Consider the following 17,591-nt stretch of genomic DNA (forward strand, 5'->3'; position numbering starts at 1 on the left):
TGTGGATAACTTTTCGGTTGGGGGGTAGAATCGTGCCTTCGCCGGCCTCTGAGCGTCCGCCGATATATTCAAAAATTATTAATTAAATCAAATATCTAATAACCGCCATCGAAATCAATATCGAATGCGCGGGGAGGAGTGTTGTCGTCGATGTCTGGTTTCTGGGAATCCTGTTTGCAGCGCTTCGAGCAGGAATTGCCCGCGCAACAATTCAATACCTGGATCAAGCCGCTCCGGCTCGAAGGTGAATCCACAGCCCTGGAAGATGGCCTGCGCCTGATTGCGCCCAATGGTTTCATCCTGAAGTGGGTGCGCGACCGTTACCTGACACGGATCGAAGACTACAGTCGCACCTTCTTTGAAGGTCCGGTCACCATTGCGCTGGTCATCGGCAGTGGCAAGGCGACAGCCGCCAGAATTCAAGCAACAACGACTGATTCAGGCCAAAATGCACCGGCCAATCCGGCGACTACCTCGGAAAAACGGACTGCCGCCTCGGAAAAGGCGCGGGGCAAGGGTAGCAATTACGAAAAGTCCCGGCTCTTTCCGTCATTCACCTTTGACAATCTGGTGGTTGGCAAGGCCAACGATCTGGCCCGTGCCGCAGCCGTCCAGGTCGCCAATAATCCGGGTGGAGCCTACAACCCGCTGTTTATCTATGGCGGGGCTGGCCTCGGCAAGACTCACCTGATTCACGCGATTGGCAACACCATCGCCACCGAGAATCCGGAAAAGATCGTTCGTTACGTACATGCGGAAGATTATTACTCCGACGTTGTTCGGGCCTATCAGCAGAAGTCTTTCGATAGTTTCAAGCGGACTTACCGCTCACTTGATGTGCTGCTGCTGGACGATGTGCAGTTCTTTAATGGCAAGAACCGTTCACAGGAAGAGTTCTTTTTCCTGTTCAATGCGCTGATTGAGGCCCGCAAGCAGATCATCATCACCTGCGATACCTATCCCAAGGATATCAACGGCCTTGACGACCGTCTGGTCACCCGTTTCGACTGGGGGCTGACCGTACAGATCGAACCGCCGGAACTGGAAATGCGGGTCGCCATTCTGAAGAAGAAGGCGGAAGCTGAAGGTATCCAGCTCGATGACGAAGTTGCCTTCTTTATTGCCAAGCACCTGCGTTCCAATGTTCGCGAGCTGGAAGGTGCCCTGAAGAAGGTGCTGGCCTATTCTTCCTTCCATGGTCGCGTTATTGCGCTGGACCTGGCCAAGGAAGCCCTGAAGGATGTCATCGGCTCCGTGCGCAATGTGGGCATGGACAACATCCAGAAGACCGTTGCCGACTATTACAAGATCAAGGTTGCCGAGTTGTTCTCCAAGAAGCGCACACGCGCCATTGCCCGGCCACGTCAGGTTGCCATGTGGCTATGCCGCGAAGTGACCTCGCACAGTTTTCCGGAAATCGGCGATGCCTTCGGTGGGCGTGATCACACCACGGTCATTCATGCAGTAAAAACGATCGATTCCCTGCGCATCAAGGAAAACGAACTCAATCACGACCTGCATGTTTTGCTGCAAGTATTGAAAGGATGAGTCTGTAGATAACCCTGTGTACAAGTTGTCGATCAATTGTGAGTCATCTGTTGATTCCCGCTTTGTGGGAAAATTATCCGGATTTCATCCACAGGCAATTCAGGCACTTTCGCAGATGCAAAAATCTGACCCAGACCATTGAAATTAAAAGTAATTTTTCAATTATCCACAGAATTGTTCCCGATATAGTCTATTAAGGAATTTAATATATGATTCTTATTAAAACCCAAAGAGACACGCTTCTGGCCCCGCTGCAGTCTGTGTCGGGAATTGTCGAACGTCGTCATACGCTGCCTATCCTGTCCAACGTGCTGCTGGAGAAGAAGGGCGACCGCCTGACCCTGTTGGCGACCGACATTGAGATCCAGATCACCACCTCGACGGAATGTGCCGGTGGTGAGGGTGATGGCGCGGTCACTGTGGGTGCTCGCAAGATGCAGGAAATCCTGCGTTCGCTGCCGGATACTTCTGAAGTCAGCCTGGTCCTGGAAGACAAGCGTTTGCAGGTGCGTGCCGGCAAGAGCCGCTTCAGCCTGCAGACCCTGCCGGCCGACGATTTCCCGCGCATGACCATGAGCGAAGGCGAAACCAAGCAGTTTTCGATTTCGCAAAAGGCGTTCCGTCAGCTGATCAGCAAGACTCAGTATTCGATGGCAGCGCAGGACGTACGCTACTACCTGAACGGCTTGCTGCTACTGGTCGAAGGCAAGGAACTTCGCGCTGTCGCAACCGACGGTCACCGTCTGGCCTACGCCAGCGTCGAGATCGATACCGACCTGCCGCGTCAGGAAATGATCCTGCCGCGCAAGACGGTGCTCGAACTGAACCGCCTGCTGGTCGATACCGATGATCTGCTGAACATCACGCTGACGCCGAATCAGGTTCGCTTCTCGTTCGGGTCCGTGGTGCTGGTTTCCAAGCTGATCGATGGCAAGTTCCCGGACTATGAGCGTGTCGTGCCGGCCACCTTGAAGAACCACATGAAGGTTGGCCGCCAGACGTTGATGCAGGCCATGCAGCGCGCCGCCATTCTGACCAACGAAAAATTCCGTGGCGTTCGCGTCGTGCTTGGCGACAACAGCCTGAAGTTGATCGCGGCCAATGCCGAACAGGAAGAAGCCGTAGAAGAAATCGAAGTTGATTACACCGGTGATGTCATCGATGTTGGCTTCAACGTCGGTTATCTGTTGGATGTGCTGAACAACATCCACGCCGATGAAATCCAGTGGAGTTTCAACGACGCCAATTCCAGCGCCCTGATCACCTTGCCTGGCAACGACCGCTTCAAATACGTCGTGATGCCGATGCGTATCTGACCATCACAGCAGCAATTGAAGGAAGGTCAGCCCGCCGGGCTGACCTTTTGCAGTTTCACGTGGAACACAAAGCATGAGCGAAGAAAACACGCCAATGAGCAGCCCGCAAGACGCCGGATCACCGGCCTACGGTGAATCCAGTATCCAGATCCTCGAAGGCCTGGAGGCTGTCCGCAAGCGTCCGGGCATGTACATTGGCGATACCTCGGACGGTACCGGTTTGCACCATCTGGTCTTCGAAGTGGTGGATAACTCCATCGACGAAGCGCTGGCTGGGCATTGCAACGACATCATTGTCACCATCCATACCGACAACTCGATCAGCGTCATCGACAACGGCCGGGGTATCCCGACCGGCGTCAAGATGGACGACAAGCACGAGCCGAAGCGCTCGGCGGCTGAAATTGCGCTGACCGAGTTGCACGCTGGCGGCAAGTTCAACCAGAACTCATACAAGGTATCCGGTGGTCTGCACGGGGTCGGTGTTTCCTGCGTCAATGCGCTGTCCAAGTTCCTGCGCCTGACCATTCGCCGCGATGGCAAGAAGCACTTCATGGAATTCTGCCGTGGCGTGCCGGTTGACCGCAGTATTGAAGTCCGCAATGGACTTGAAGTGTCGCCGATGAAGATTCTTGGCGATACCGAGAAGCGCGGCACCGAAGTGCACTTCCTGGCCGACGAGGAAATCTTTGGCCACGTTGAATTCCACTACGAAATTCTCGCCAAGCGCTTGCGCGAACTCTCCTTCCTGAACAACGGCGTCAGCATCAAGCTGGTCGACCAGCGTACCGGCAAGGAAGAACTCTTTGCTTTTGCTGGTGGTGTACAGAGCTTTGTCGAGTACATCAACCGTACCAAATCGGTCCTTCACCCGAGCATTTTCTACTCGGCCGGCGAGGCCAAGGTGGGTCAGGGCGCTGCCGACACTGGCATCATCATCGGCGTTGAAGTGGCGATGCAGTGGAACGACTCCTATCAGGAACAGGTGCTCTGCTTCACCAACAACATTCCGCAGTCGGACGGTGGTACCCACCTGACCGGCCTGCGCGCCGCGATGACCCGCGTCATCAACAAATACATCGACGAAAACGAGATCGCCAAGAAGGCCAAGGTCGATATCGCTGGCGACGACATGCGCGAAGGCCTGGCCTGCGTGCTATCGGTCAAGATGCCCGATCCGAAATTCGCGTCGCAGACCAAGATGAAGCTGGTTTCCTCCGAAGCCCGTGCTGCAGTCGAGGAAGTCGTCGCCCAGAAACTTGCCGATTTCCTGCTTGAGCGACCGGTTGACGCCAAGATGATCTGCGGCAAGATCGTCGAAGCCTCGCGGGCTCGCGAAGCCGCCCGTCGTGCGCGTGAAATGACGCGCCGCAAGGGGGTTCTCGACGGCGTCGGCCTGCCCGGCAAGCTGGCCGATTGTCAGGAAAAAGACCCGGCGCTGTGCGAAATCTACATCGTCGAGGGTGACTCCGCCGGCGGCTCCGCCAAGCAGGGTCGTGACCGCAAGTTCCAGGCCATCCTGCCGCTGCGCGGCAAGGTGCTCAACGTCGAGAAAGCGCGTTTCGACAAGCTGATCTCGTCCGAACAGATTGTCACGCTGATCACCGCGCTCGGCACCGGTATTGGCAAGGACGACTTCAACGTCGAAAAATTGCGTTACCACCGCATCATCATCATGACTGACGCGGACGTAGACGGCGCCCACATCCGCACCCTGCTACTGACGCTGCTCTACCGCCAGATGCCCGAGTTGATCGACCGCGGTTACGTCTATATCGCCCAGCCGCCGCTCTACAAGGTCAAGCACGGCAAGACCGAGCGGTACCTGAAGGACGATCAGGAATATCACCAGTTCCTGCTCAACATGGCGCTCGACGAAGCGGTGCTGACGCCGCGTGCCGACGCCGAAGGCATCACCGGCCCGGCCCTGGAAGGTCTGGCCCGCTCGTGGCTGGCCACTGAGGCCGTAATCGACCGCCTGTCCCACCTGATCAATCCGGAAGTGCTGCAGTCCATCGTTCGCCACAACATCGCGATTGACCTGTCCAGCGAAGAAAATGCGCGTGCCAGTGCCGAGCGGATCGCTGGGTTCATCCCGGCCGGAACCCGCATGGTGCCGAAGTTTGACGATATCCAGGAGCGCTGGATACTGCGCGTCGAGCGCATGCACCACGGCAACCTGAAGGTCGGCCTGATCGATGAGGATTTGCTGCTCTCCGGTGACTTCACGCAGTTGCGCCGCACGGCCGAAACACTGGCTGATATGTTCGGCGCTGGAGCCACCATGGCCCGTGGCGAGAAGAAACAGGTTGTGACCAACTTCGCCGACGCCATGAAGTGGCTGCTCAATGAAGTCGAACGCGGCATTGCCAAGCAGCGCTACAAAGGTCTGGGCGAAATGAACCCCGAGCAGTTGTGGGAAACGACCATGGACCCGAAGGTTCGCCGCCTGTTGCGCGTGCAGATTGACGACGCCATTGCGGCTGACGAAATTTTCACGACGCTGATGGGTGAGGATGTCGAGCCGCGTCGGGCATTCATCGAAACGAACGCCTTGAGTGCTCGGGTCGATATTTGACCGTTTCCGCCACGTACCGCCAAAATGAAGGCCAGCCGATTTCCGGCTGGCCTTTTTCTTGACTTGTGGACATGCCCAAATTCGTTGATACCTCGCCACCCGGCCAATGTATTTTCTGTCGCCTGATTGCCGGCGAAATCCCTGCTGCCAAGGTTTATGAGGATGAGCAGACTCTGGCCTTCATGGACCTCGGTCAGGTCAATCCCGGCCATACGCTGGTCACCGTCAAGCGCCACGCCGCGACCTTGCTCGATCTGACGCCGGACGAAGCGGCAGCAGCGATGCGTACCGCCCAACGGGTGGCGCAGGCGGTCAAGGATAGCTTTGATCCACCCGGACTGACTTTGCTGCAGGCCAATGGCAAGGAAGGCGACCAGACTGTTTTCCACTTTCACCTGCACGTCGTTCCACGCCATGGTGATGATGGTATTGCCCTGTCCTGGCCACGCAAGGATCCGTCGCGCGAAACGCTGGAGGGCTATGCCTTGCGTCTGCGTCAGGCCATGCTGACGGTCGGCTGAGCGGAGAACGGCATGCGTGTGGTGGTCCAGCGTGTACGTGCAGCGTCGGTCGCGGTGGATGGGGACATTGTCGGGAAAATAGGCACTGGCCTGCTGGTCCTGGCCGGTTTCGAGGAGGCTGACAGTGAGACCGATCTCGACTGGATGGCCGGGAAGATCGTTCGTCTGCGGCTCTTTGCTGATGAGAGCGGGGTAATGAACCGGAATGTGCTTGATGCTGGAGGTGAAGTTCTTGCCGTGTCGCAGTTCACGCTTTATGCCTCGGTGAAGAAGGGCAACCGGCCGTCGTGGAGTCGGGCCGCACGAGGCGAGGTGTCACAGCCCTTGTTCGAGCGTTTCGTCACCAAGCTGTCAGCGACACTGGGCAAGGCAGTACCGACCGGGGTGTTTGGCGCCGATATGCAGGTCAGCCTGATTAACGATGGTCCGGTAACGCTGACGATCGACTCCAAAGTGCCTGAATAGGCACTATAGTGCCTGACTCAGCAGGGTGAGGCCGGCGAGGCCGCCCAGCGCCAGGCCGATGCCGGCCGCCGGATTGGGTACATCGGGTTCGCCAGGGTTAATGCGGATCAGCTTGCCGCCACAGTCTTCGGAGAAATGCCGGACGGTCGGAATGTTGGTGCCGGCGCCGATTTCTATGCAGACCAGCCGCTCAACCGTGGTCAGCCACTGTCGCAGGCCTTGGTATTGCGATGTTGTGCGCCGCTCCAGCCAGCCCCAGTCGTTGAACATCAGGATATTGGGCCGGGCGAGGGCGCCGCAGTGTGGGCAAATGGGCAGATCGCCGAGCAGGCGACAGTTCTCGGCATCGACTTCCGGCCGGAAGTCATTGGCTGGCCAGATGCGCTCACGGCAAGCGGTGGTGCATTGGAGATGATGGATGGAGCCGTGGATTTCGCAGACCTGGTCGGCGGCAAAACTGGCTTTCTGGAACTGGCCATCGACGTTGCTGGTGAAGGCCCGGATGCCATGTTGCATCCCTTGTGCCATGTCGAGCAGCATCCGAAACCCGGCATGAGGTGTGGTGTGGCGGTAGAGATCGAGCCGATGGCCGTAGAAGCCCCAGGCCAGCCGCGGGTCGCATTCGAAGGCCGCCGGGTTGGCGATGGACTCAAAGGCGATTCTGGCCCGCCCCAGCGCAGGATAAACCGACCAGAAGCCGCCCGGCCCACGAAAGTCAGGCAGCCCGGAGTCGATGCCCATACCGGCTCCGGCGGTAACCAACAAAGCATCTGCGGCGCGCAGCCATGCCACGGCTTGTTCAAGAGCGGGATCGGTCATCGACAAATGGCTATTTCCGTCGCCGGGAGGGCTGTCGTGTCCAATTGGGAGATCAGTTTTCCCCGTGGGTGAGTTTCAGGACGAGCCGGCTTACTCGAAACCACCATTCGTACTGGCCAGATTTTCCGGATAGCCTTGCGGATCGTCCTTGTGATCGTAGATTTCCTTGATGTGGAATTCCAGATCGGTCAGGGCGCCGTTTTCGTCGGCGTAGATTTCCTTGATGCGGAGGATTTCAGGCAGGGCTTTTCGGAAAGCATCCATCAGGCTGGGGTCGAAATGAAGGCCGCTTTGGGATTCCAGATATTGCATCGCTTCATTGAGTGGAACGGCTGCTTTGTAGGGGCGGACGGAAACGAGGGCATCGAAGACGTCGGCAATGGCAACGATGCGGCCTTCGAGCGGGATGGCCTCGCCCTTGAGGCCTTGCGGGTAGCCGGTGCCATCCCATTTTTCGTGATGGGTCAGGGCGATGATCCTTGCGGTTTCCAGCAGTTCGTTATCGTGCTTGCCGATGATTTCGGCCCCCATGATCGGGTGCTGGTACATCACTTTCCATTCCTCGGCATCCAGCTTGGCCGGCTTGAGCAGGATGGAATCTGGAATACCGATCTTGCCGATGTCGTGCATCGGGGCGGTGTTGAAAATGACATTGGAGGCTTCTTCACCCAGGCCGTGCGCATGCGCGATCAGTCGGGCGTAGTGGCTCATGCGCAGGACGTGGTTGCCGGTTTCGTTGTCCTTGAACTCGGCCGCCCGACCCAGGCGGCGGATGATTTGTTGGCGAGTGGTCAGCAATTCGTGGGTGCGTTGCTGCACCATGTGTTCGAGTTCGCGCGACTGGTCGTAGAGGGCAAGGTGGGTGCGGACGCGCGCCTTGACGATGGGCGGGCTGATTGGCTTGGTGATGTAGTCGACGGCACCGGTTTCCAGACCCCGCTTTTCGTCATCCATGCTGCTCATGGCCGTAACGAAAATGACCGGAATCCGCCGGCGGTCCGGATTGGCCTTCAGGCGTCGGCAGATCTCCAGTCCGCTGAGCCCCGGCATCATGATGTCGAGCAGGATCAGGTCCGGCGGCTCATCCGAGTAGACAATTTTCAGTGCCTTTTCGCCAGAGGTGGCAACGCGGATGCGATATTCGTCGCGCAGCACTTCACTCAGCAAGTCGATATTCTCGGGGCTGTCGTCGACGACCAGGATGCTTTGTTTGGGCAGGAGGGGGGACATGGCTTGGCGACTCTCGATTAGGTGTCTCAGACTTGTTGCCGGTTGATGGTCATTTGCTGCAATGTTTCCATGGCTACATCGAATTCATACTGATTGATCTGGCGGGCCAGTTGATCAACCAGACGAGGCTCGAACTCCTGTTTGAGCCAGGCAGATATTTGCTCGAAATACCGCACGGCGGCCGCATCGTCATTATCTAGAAGGTGCTGCAGTTCGGATAGGGTGCCTTGCTGTGCTTCTTGCAGCGGCGCTGGCGTGATCTGCGGCGTTTCCTGGCGCAGCTTTTCGGCGGCGGCCAGAACCTTGGGCAGGTTTTCAGCCAAGCTGCCCAGCAGGTTTTCGATGCCGGCCTCCTTCACAGAGGCATTCTGTTTGAGGCGCTCCTCGAGGTCGCCAGCCAGCCGGGAGAGGCCGGTCGCCCCGATATTGCCGGCCAGGCCGCGCAGGGTGTGGGCGCGCAGAATCATGGCAGCGCTATCGCCTCTGGTTCGGTCGGCCGCCAGGCATTCGATTGCGCTGCCCTGGTTTTCCTGGAAGCGCAAAAGCAGGCGGTCATACAGGCTGCGGTTGCCACCCAGTCGGGCGAGGGCCGTGGCCGTATCAATTTCCCCGGCCGGCAACGTCAAGTCGCGGCTTGCTGCTGGCAGAGGCGATGGGCTTGTCCGCTCGCCAGCCTGACTGAGCCAGCGCAGCAGGGTGGCATGGAGGACCGCCACGTCGATGGGTTTCGGAATATGGTCGTCCATGCCGACGGCCAGACAATGCTCCCGATCGCTGTGCAGAGCATTGGCTGTCATGGCGATGATGGGTAGCTGAGGCAACTTCAACTCGTGGCGGATGTATTCGGTCGCGGTATAGCCATCCATGACCGGCATGTGGCAGTCCATCAGCACCAGGTCGTAGGCGTTTTGGCGAATGCGGTCGATCGCCTGCTGGCCGTTTTCGGCCGTGTCGACGAGCAAGCCGATGTTGCCCAGCATTTCCTCGGCCAATTCCCGGTTGACCTCGTTGTCTTCGACCAACAGGATGTGCCGGCCGGCAAATTGCTCTGAAAGCATGGTTGGAGTGATGTTGGGCACCATTTGCGTGGTCGGCTCACGATGCAACGCGACCATGATGCTGTCGAACAGCGAGGATGGCGTCGCCGGCTTGCTGAGGATGGCACCGACGGGGTGCTTGCCGAGTGCGGCCAGCAGTTCCTCATGGTCGTAGGCGGTCGCCATGACGATGGCGGCTGTTCTTTCTGGTCCATTGCTCTGACTGATCTTCTCGACCAGTTCGACGCCATCCATGTCGGGCATTTTCCAGTCGATGATGAGCAGGCCATAGGCTTGACCGGTTTCAGCCGCAGCAGCCAGTTCGAGCAGCGCTGCCGGTGCGCTGCGGACGGCATGGCAGTCGATCCCGAAGACGGTGAGCATGTGCAGGAAGACTTCACAGGCACCATGACTGTCGTCGACGATCAGGGCGCGCAGATTGTTGGGCAAGCCGATGCGCCGTGGTGTTCCCGTTTGCTCCGTCGCTCTTCCAAACTGCAGCTGGAAGGTAAAGCGGCTACCGATCCCCGGCTGGCTACTGACGCCGATGCTGCCGCCCTGCAGCTCGACGATGCGTTTGCAGATGGAAAGACCAAGTCCGGTACCACCGTATTTTCGGGTGGTCGATGTATCGGCCTGGGTAAAAGCGGAAAACAGTTGCGACTGCTGCTCAACATTCATGCCGATGCCGGTGTCGATGACTTCAAAGCCGAGGTCGACCTCGTTTTCACGGTTGGCGAGCAGTTTTACCGTGACCGTGATTTCACCGGCTTCGGTGAATTTGATCGCATTGCCGACCAGATTGAGCAACACCTGGCCGAGACGCAGCGAATCGCCGATCAGTTGATCCGGTACCTCCGGCGCAATGTCGTAGAGCAGTTCCAGTCCTCGTTCGCGGGCTTTCAGGGAGCACATGTCGCTGAGGCGCTCCAAGCTGGCATCCAGGCTGAACGGTGCATGTTCGAAATGCATCATGCCGGCCTCGATCTTGGACAGGTCGAGGATGTCGTTGATGATGCCGAGCAAGCCCTTGGCTGCGTTGTCGACCTTGGTCAGGTAATTTTTCTGGCGGGAATTCAGCTCGGTCTGCAAGGCCAGATGGGTCATGCCGATGATGGCGTTCATCGGGGTACGAATCTCGTGGCTCATGTTGGCCAGGAAATCCGCCTTGGCTGCCGCGGCGGATTCTGCCGTGGCGCGTGCCCGGTCGGCCTCGCGTTCGGCTTCCTTCAGGGCCGTGATATCGACGATGACGCCGATCAGGCCATCCGGTCGGCCGTCGGGGGAGTGGAAGCCGCTGACCGAGTAGAGCACGTCATGCAGTTTGCCGTCCGCGCCTGGCAAGCTCACTTCGCGACTAATCCGGCTTCCCGCCTCGATGACTTGCTCGTCTTCAGTTTGGTAAGCCTGACGGGTATCTTCCGGGAGGTATTCGAGATCGACTACCCGTTTGCCAACGAACTCGCGCCGATTGATCCCGAAAAACGCTTCGTAGGCCTGATTGCAGCCCAGGAAATGGGTGTTCGCGCCCTTGTAGAAGATGGGGTTGGGGATGGTGTCGAGCAGTGCCTGCAGGAAGGAAAACTGCCGGATCAACTCGGCTTCGATCTCGCGACGGTCGGAAACGTCCAGCACGGTGATCAGCAGGGAATCGAGCTCGCCATTTTCATCGCGGACGGCAGCAATCTGGACGTCGCCCCAGTGGGTGTCGCCGTTTTTGTCGATGAATTCGAATTCATTGCGCAGGCTCTGCTGCTGGGCGCTGCCTGTTTGGCCGAGCAGATCATTGATCCGCCCCAGTACCTCCTTGGGCAGGGCGATGTTTTCCAGGTGCGAAAGCAGTGTATTGATCGGCTGGTCGATAAATTTTGCGAAGGCCGGGTTGACCAGTACCGGCTTGCGCTCCGGGTCCAGACTGATGATGCCGACCGCTGCATTGTCGAATATGGCGCGGAAAAATGCCTCACGTTTCTGCAGGATTTCCTGGTTTTGCCGCAAGGCGAGGGTGCGCTTGGCCACCTTGAGTTCAAGCTCGATGTTGGTGTCTTCAAGCGTCCGCCGGGAACTTTGCAGATGCTGCCGCATTTCCTCGAGGGCGGCAGCAAGCTGGATCACCTCCCGCCAAGGGGCGTCGGTGGTCACGGGTTTATCCAGATTCATGCTGCCGATTTGCGAACTGTCTTCGGCCAGTGCAATGAGCGGTTCACCGAAGCGATTCGCAATGCGAATGGCGACTGCCATGCCCAGAGCGAGTGCGGAGAGGGTGATCAATCCGAGCAGTATCAGATCCTGGCTGGATATCGGGACAAAATCGCTTTCCGGGGCCACGACACCCAGCGAAATCCCGCTGGTGTTGCCGGAGATCGGCTGGAAGAAGCTGATCCAGCGGCCATCGGGTCGATCGAAGCTGTGCAGTCGCTTGAGCGGATGAGGGTCCATCTGCCACAGCCTGAAGGCTTCGGCAAACTCCGGAAGTTCCAGCTCTTCGGAGGTTTTCAGCAATGCCTGGTTAATCGCGTTACGGTCCGCAAAGCGCGGATCGCGGGGCGGCGCGATCAGCTTGCCTTCCTTCAGAAACAGCCCGGCCTTGCCATGCGATCCGACCGTCATGCGGGTGGTAAATTCGGCGATGTCGATCAGCCGGACATCGTGGCCAATGACGTAGCTGGAGCCATCTTCTGCCTGCCAGCGCATGGCCGCCGTGATCCCCGGCTCCTTGGTCGTGAAAAAGATATAGGGCTCGGTCCAGAACACGCTCTGCTCATCGGGCAGCCCCATCGCCCCCTTGAACCATGGCCGTTCGCGGGCATCGTAATTGCGCTCCCGCATTTCGACGCTTTCGATCTGGCGGTTTTTATCCCAGGTGATCCAGTAGGTCTGGTTGCCCCAGTCGGCCGGGTTGCTGATCCGGTTGATCCAGCGACCGTCGTCGGTCATCAACAGGAGAATTTCCCGGCCCGATTCATGGGCGAATATGACCGAGGTGATTTCGCCATGGTTGGCGATGATGGGGAAGAAAAACTCGTTGAAATGCAGCAGACGGGTCTGATCGATATCGCTGTTTTTTCCCCAGCCCTGGCTGCTGCGCAGCGTGATCTCAACCGTTTTCAACAGGCGGGTATAGCGGGCTTCCAACTGCTCAGCTGCGAGCAGCATCTGGGTTTCTGCCAACCGATCGACGGTTGGCCGGCCGATCAGGTAGTAAAGGCTGATCGTGAAGGCGGCGAGTGAAAGCAGAATCAGCAGGCCGATACGCAGTACCAGGCTGCTGGCGAATCCCGGCTTTCTGAAGGATATTCCTCGCGGCATTCCCCCTCCCTTGGTTGGCTGGCTAGTCGACGATAACCCTTGTTGTCGCTGGGATTTTTATTCTGGCATCAATGTGGCGAGATATACGTTTCCGGCATACAAGTGTCAAGGAAACACTCACCTGAGTTATTGGACAACGTTGAGTTTCGGGGGGGCGCCGATGAATTCAAGACGCTGGCGCAGTGCCTCGGTGACGAAAATCTGATTGCTATGGTCGACGCGCAAAACGAGACTGGTTCCCATTTTTCGCGCCATATCGCGCCAGCCATCCGGTCCTGCAATGAAAATCGGCTTGGAGGCCGCATCGGACAAGGTGCCTGCTTTTGGCCCCTTGGGGATGAGCACCGTGACAGCCTGCGTGTGTTCCACCGGGTAGCCGGTGCGAGGATCGAGCAGGTGGGCGTAACGTCGTCCGTCGACCTCGAAGAAGCGTTGATAGTCGCCGGAGGTGCCGATCGCTTCGCCGTCATCGAGCGTGACCGTGGCCATCGGACCCGGCTGACGTGGATGCTGGATGCCGACGCGCCACTTCTTGCCTTCCTTGCTGCCCAGCGCCATGACATTGCCGCCGATGTTGATCAGGGCGTTGTGGATACCTTGAGCGTGGAGGATGGCCGAGGCGCGATCAAGGGCGACACCCTTCAGGTAGCCGCCGAAATCGAGGGCAACGTTACGATTGCGGCTGCGGATATTGGTGCCGTCGATCACGACGTCGGCAATGGATGGCTTGCTGGCCAACCAGGCCTTGATATCGGCTGCAGCAGGCAGTTCTGCCTTGAATTCGTCGGCCTGGAAGCCCCACAGTTTGATCAACTGACCAATGCCGGGATCGAACAGGGTGTCGCCCTGTTGGGAAAGGGCCTGTGCTTCCTGAACGAAGGCGGCGAGTTCAGGGCTGACCTGTCGGGTTTTTCCCTGGGCAAATGCCGTGTTCAAGGCCATCAGTTCCGAGTCCTGCCAAGCGTGGTAGGCGCGGTGCAGGCGGTCGAATTCGCGCAAGACGGCGGCAATCGCTTTGCGGCCCTGTTCCGGATCCTCGCTGACGACCAGCACCTCAACACGGGTACCAAAGACGTAGGCCTGCTGTTCTTGCAGCTGCGTCCGACCACAGCTGGCAAGCAGCAGTACGCAAACGCCAGACAGGAAAAGATTCAGGACAGCCCGCATGCGTGCTCGATGGCCGTGATGAAGGCGCCGGCCGCATCAAAGCCCGACTGCTGGCGGATTTCGACCATGCAGGTTGGACTGGTGACGTTGATTTCGGTCAGGAAGTTGCCAATGACGTCGATGCCGACCAGCATCAGCCCGCGCTTGAACAGAATGGGGCCCAGCGTTTCGGCAATTTCCAGATCACGGGCCGACAGTTCCTGAGCGACGCCGGTGCCACCGACGGCCAGGTTGCCGCGCGTCTCACCGGCCTTGGGGATACGCGCCAGGCACCACGGCACTGGCTTGCCGGCGATGAGCAGAATACGTTTGTCGCCCTGGCTGATTTCCGGCACGTAGCGCTGCGCCATGATGGTCCTGGCCCCTTCGTGGGTCAGTGTTTCGACGATCACGTTGCGGTTCGGGTCATTGCGATGCACACGGAAAATCTGGCTGCCACCCATGCCGTCAAGTGGCTTGAGGATAACGTCTCGCTGCTCGTCGATGAAGTGGTGGATTTGCGCCATGTCACGACTGATCGCAGTCGCCGGCGCAAAGTGGGCGAACTCCATGATCGCCAGCTTTTCCGAATGATCGCGCAGGGCCCGTGGCCGGTTGAAAACCCGTACGCCGTCGGCCTCGGCTCGTTCAAGCAGCCAGGTGGCGGTCAGGTATTCGAAATCGAAGGGCGGATCCTTGCGCATGATCACGGCGTCGAAGGCCGTCAATGGCATCCATTCGCGGCCGGTTTCGCGATACCAGTCGTGGTCGTCCGGGCGCAGATGCAGGTGCAGCGCCTCGCCGGAGATGCCACCGGCGTGGGCATCATCCGGTTTGCGCCAGCCGAGTGTTGCGGCGTCGATGGCGAATACTTCGTGACCATGCTTCTCGGCAGCCCGCATCATCGCCACCGAAGAATCTTTCCAAGCCTTCAGATGGTCCAGCGGATCGAGCACAAAAGCCAGTTTCAGGGACTGGCTGCTGCCGCCGAGCAGGTGTTTTTCAAAGTGCAGTTGCTGAGCCATGCCGACTCAGACGTCTTCCGGCGCAGTGCGTTCCAGCTCGATGGCAGCGGCCAGGCAGGCCAGGCGGCCGACGACGCCATACGCGTAGAAGCGGTTGGGTGGTGCGTCCGGGTTGCCACAGCCGTAGTCGGGCATGTTGCAGCCAGTCTCGAAGGCCAGCGGCTCGAAGTGCATGCCCGGCGCGTTGAGGTTCTCGTCCTTGCCGCGCCCGGTATGGACACGGTAGAAGCCGCCGACGACATAGCGGTCGATCATGTAGATGACCGGTTCGGCCACCGCATCGTTCAGGGTCTCAAACGAATGCACGCCTTCCTGGATCAGTACCTCGCTGACTTCCAGACCTTCCTTGACGACGCTCATCTTGTTGCGCTGCTTGCGGTTCAGCGCGATGACCTCATCGACGTTGCGCACCGTCATCACGCCCATGCCGTAGGTGCCGGCATCGGCTTTGACGACGACGTAGGGCGTTTCTTCGATGTCGTATTCGCGGTACTTTTCCTTGACGATGTCGAGCACAGCCGAAACATTGGCGGCCAGGCATTCCTCACCTTGGCGTTCGTGGAAATTGACGCTGCGGCAGACCGAGAAGGCCGGGTTGATACGCCACGGATCGATGCCGATGGCCTTGGCAAAGTCGTTGGCGACCTGATCGTAGGCAGCGAAGTGGTTGGACTTGCGACGTACCGCCCAGCCGGCATGCACCGGCGGCAGAACGACCTGCTCGTGGAGGCCTTGCAGGATGGCCGGAATGCCGGCCGACAGGTCGTTGTTGAGCAGGATGGCGCAGGGGTCGAAACCGTCCAGCCCAAGGCGGTTCTTGGTGCGAACCAGTGGTTCGAGCAGCAGGCTCTGGCCGTTGGGCAGTTCGATAGTCGTCGGCTGGGTGACTTCCGGGTTCAGCGAACCGAGGCGCACATTCAGGCCGGTCTGCTTGAGAATGGCGGCGATCTGCGCGACGTTCTGCAGGTAGAACTGGTTGCGCGTGTGGTTTTCCGGGATCAGCAGCAGGCTGCGGGCTTCCGGACAGAATTTTTCGATGGCGCTCATCGCCGCCTGCACGCAAAGCGGCAGGAAGGCGGGGTTCAGGTTGTTGAAACCGCCCGGGAACAGGTTGGTATCGACCGGTGCCAGCTTGAAGCCGGAATTGCGCAGGTCGCACGACGAGTAGAACGGCGGCGTGTGTTCCAGCCACTGGCCGCGCAGCCAGTGTTCGATTTGCGGACTGGCGGCGATGAAGCGACGCTCCAGTTCGAGCAGGGGGCCGGTGAGGGCTGTGGTGAGGTGTGGAACCATATGCTGTGTCTCAATCCGAGGTTTTTGTTATCGCCGCAAATCTTACACTGCGGTGCAACAAAAGGGACTATAGCCGGTAGTCGGCTTGTGCGAGGCGTTCCAGGCGGCTGAACACATCGGCGAAGTCGCTTTCGCTTTGCGCGACGTCGTCGAAGTAATGCTGGGATTCCTCCAGAATGTGGCGGATCAGATCATCGAGATACTCCACTTGAACGGCGGTCAGCCCGAGGGTATGAGTGGTCCTGCCCAGTTGTTCGATGGATTCGAGCATGGTTGCCTGCTGTCTCGGGTGACTGGTGGCGGAATGATGCGTTGCCTGCTGCATGGCTGCCCGGAGTTCGTCCAGAGCAGCTTCGATGCCCTGTTTCTGCAGGTCGCGTTCGATGGCGGAATCCAGCGCGGCCATACGCATGTCGGCGCTTTCGGCCAGGACGGCGAGATGATCACGCAGGCGGCCGACCTTGTTCGGGTCGTCTACCGGCAGGTTTTCAACCAGCAGGGAAACGTGGTCGAAATTGATCACGGCACGCGAACCCATTTCGAAAATACGTCCGATATCGCGCAGTTTTTCCAACACGGCCGCCTGCATGGCCGTCATGGGTCCCTCGGCATTTAGCGCTACCTGTTCATGCCGGCCACGGACTTGAACAGCGCCTTGCAGGCCCCAGGCTTTCATCGCTGCGACCAGGCGGGCGGCAATGGCCGAATAGGTGGTGGCCTGGGCCGATTTGCGCAGGAATTCGATGACCACTCCGAGGTCGCCCATGCTGGTCATGGCGGTGAAGGCAACGCGTTGCGCATCGGTCGTCTGGCTGGACAGGGTGCGGACCTTTTCCCGCAACTCGATGGCGTTGCCCAATTTGTGACGCAATTCGTGCGCGGCGATCGGTTTGGTCAGGAAATCGTCGCCACCCGCGTCGTAGGAGGCGACACGCTCCGGTGTGGTGTCGTGGGCAGAAACGAAAATGACCGGCACATCGGCGCCGCGCGTCTGTTCCCGGAAGCGCCGGCAGGTGTCATAGCCGCTGAGTTCAGGCATTTCGATGTCGAGCAGTACGGCGTCGAAAAGACCATCACTCGCCAGGAAAATCGGGCCACTTTCGAACGATTCGATCTGGTAATCCTTCTCCAGCAGGCGGGTCAGTATCATGCGCTGGGGCGGATTGTCCTCGACAATGGCAACGCGAAAACGGTGGGGCATACCGGCACTCCTGAGCGAATGACAATTGTGGCAAAAGTATCACAACGAGCAGCCGTTGTCACCGCAAGTGCTTGAAAAAAGGTAGAATTCGACCCCTTGTTTT

The 17,591-nt window shown here is 58.8% G+C and carries 12 protein-coding genes; 5 read left to right on the plus strand and 7 right to left on the minus strand.

Features of this window, described 5'->3' with window-relative positions:
* Positions 1–150 precede the first annotated feature (150 nt).
* The 5 genes from dnaA (at position 151) to dtd (ending at position 6,428) form a co-directional block, all read left to right on the plus strand.
* On the plus strand, positions 151–1,548 hold the full coding sequence (gene dnaA / locus DARO_RS00015) for a chromosomal replication initiator protein DnaA (RefSeq protein WP_011285770.1): 1,398 nt from the start codon (positions 151–153) through the stop codon (positions 1,546–1,548).
* Positions 1,549–1,757: 209 nt separating this feature from the next.
* Complete coding sequence (gene dnaN / locus DARO_RS00020; protein ID WP_011285771.1) at positions 1,758–2,864, plus strand: DNA polymerase III subunit beta; 1,107 nt, start codon at positions 1,758–1,760, stop codon at positions 2,862–2,864.
* Between the two features lie 73 nt (positions 2,865–2,937).
* A complete protein-coding gene (gene gyrB / locus DARO_RS00025) occupies positions 2,938–5,442 on the plus strand; it encodes a DNA topoisomerase (ATP-hydrolyzing) subunit B (RefSeq protein WP_011285772.1) in 2,505 nt (834 codons plus the stop codon).
* 71 nt (positions 5,443–5,513) lie between these two features.
* On the plus strand, positions 5,514–5,963 hold the full coding sequence (locus DARO_RS00030) for an HIT family protein (RefSeq protein WP_011285773.1): 450 nt from the start codon (positions 5,514–5,516) through the stop codon (positions 5,961–5,963).
* Positions 5,964–5,975: 12 nt separating this feature from the next.
* A complete protein-coding gene (gene dtd, locus DARO_RS00035) occupies positions 5,976–6,428 on the plus strand; it encodes a D-aminoacyl-tRNA deacylase (protein WP_011285774.1) in 453 nt (150 codons plus the stop codon).
* A gap of 3 nt (positions 6,429–6,431) precedes the next feature.
* Here the strand turns inward: dtd and DARO_RS00040 are convergent, their stop codons facing one another.
* The 7 genes from DARO_RS00040 to DARO_RS00070 form a co-directional block, all read right to left on the minus strand.
* Positions 6,432–7,247, minus strand: coding sequence for a Sir2 family NAD-dependent protein deacetylase (locus tag DARO_RS00040; RefSeq protein ID WP_011285775.1), 816 nt, complete (start codon positions 7,245–7,247; stop codon positions 6,432–6,434).
* A gap of 90 nt (positions 7,248–7,337) precedes the next feature.
* Positions 7,338–8,477 (minus strand): response regulator, encoded by a 1,140-nt coding sequence (locus DARO_RS00045; RefSeq protein ID WP_011285776.1) that lies wholly within the window; start codon positions 8,475–8,477, stop codon positions 7,338–7,340.
* 26 nt (positions 8,478–8,503) lie between these two features.
* Positions 8,504–12,823 (minus strand): response regulator, encoded by a 4,320-nt coding sequence (locus DARO_RS21410; RefSeq protein ID WP_011285777.1) that lies wholly within the window; start codon positions 12,821–12,823, stop codon positions 8,504–8,506.
* A 126-nt stretch (positions 12,824–12,949) separates the two neighbouring features.
* Positions 12,950–13,990 carry an FAD:protein FMN transferase gene (locus DARO_RS00055; protein WP_011285778.1) on the minus strand — a complete coding sequence of 347 codons (1,041 nt, stop codon included), beginning with the start codon at positions 13,988–13,990 and terminating at the stop codon, positions 12,950–12,952.
* The gene (gene gshB / locus DARO_RS00060) at positions 13,975–14,994 is read right to left on the minus strand and encodes a glutathione synthase (protein ID WP_011285779.1); all 1,020 of its coding nucleotides are present in this window, start codon (positions 14,992–14,994) and stop codon (positions 13,975–13,977) included. The genes DARO_RS00055 and gshB overlap by 16 nt, the downstream gene beginning before the upstream one ends.
* A 6-nt stretch (positions 14,995–15,000) precedes the next feature.
* Positions 15,001–16,287 (minus strand): glutamate--cysteine ligase, encoded by a 1,287-nt coding sequence (gene gshA, locus DARO_RS00065; protein WP_011285780.1) that lies wholly within the window; start codon positions 16,285–16,287, stop codon positions 15,001–15,003.
* Between the two features lie 67 nt (positions 16,288–16,354).
* Positions 16,355–17,488 (minus strand): response regulator, encoded by a 1,134-nt coding sequence (locus DARO_RS00070; protein ID WP_011285781.1) that lies wholly within the window; start codon positions 17,486–17,488, stop codon positions 16,355–16,357.
* Between the last annotated feature and the right edge of the window lie 103 nt (positions 17,489–17,591).

The organism is Dechloromonas aromatica RCB (assembly GCF_000012425.1).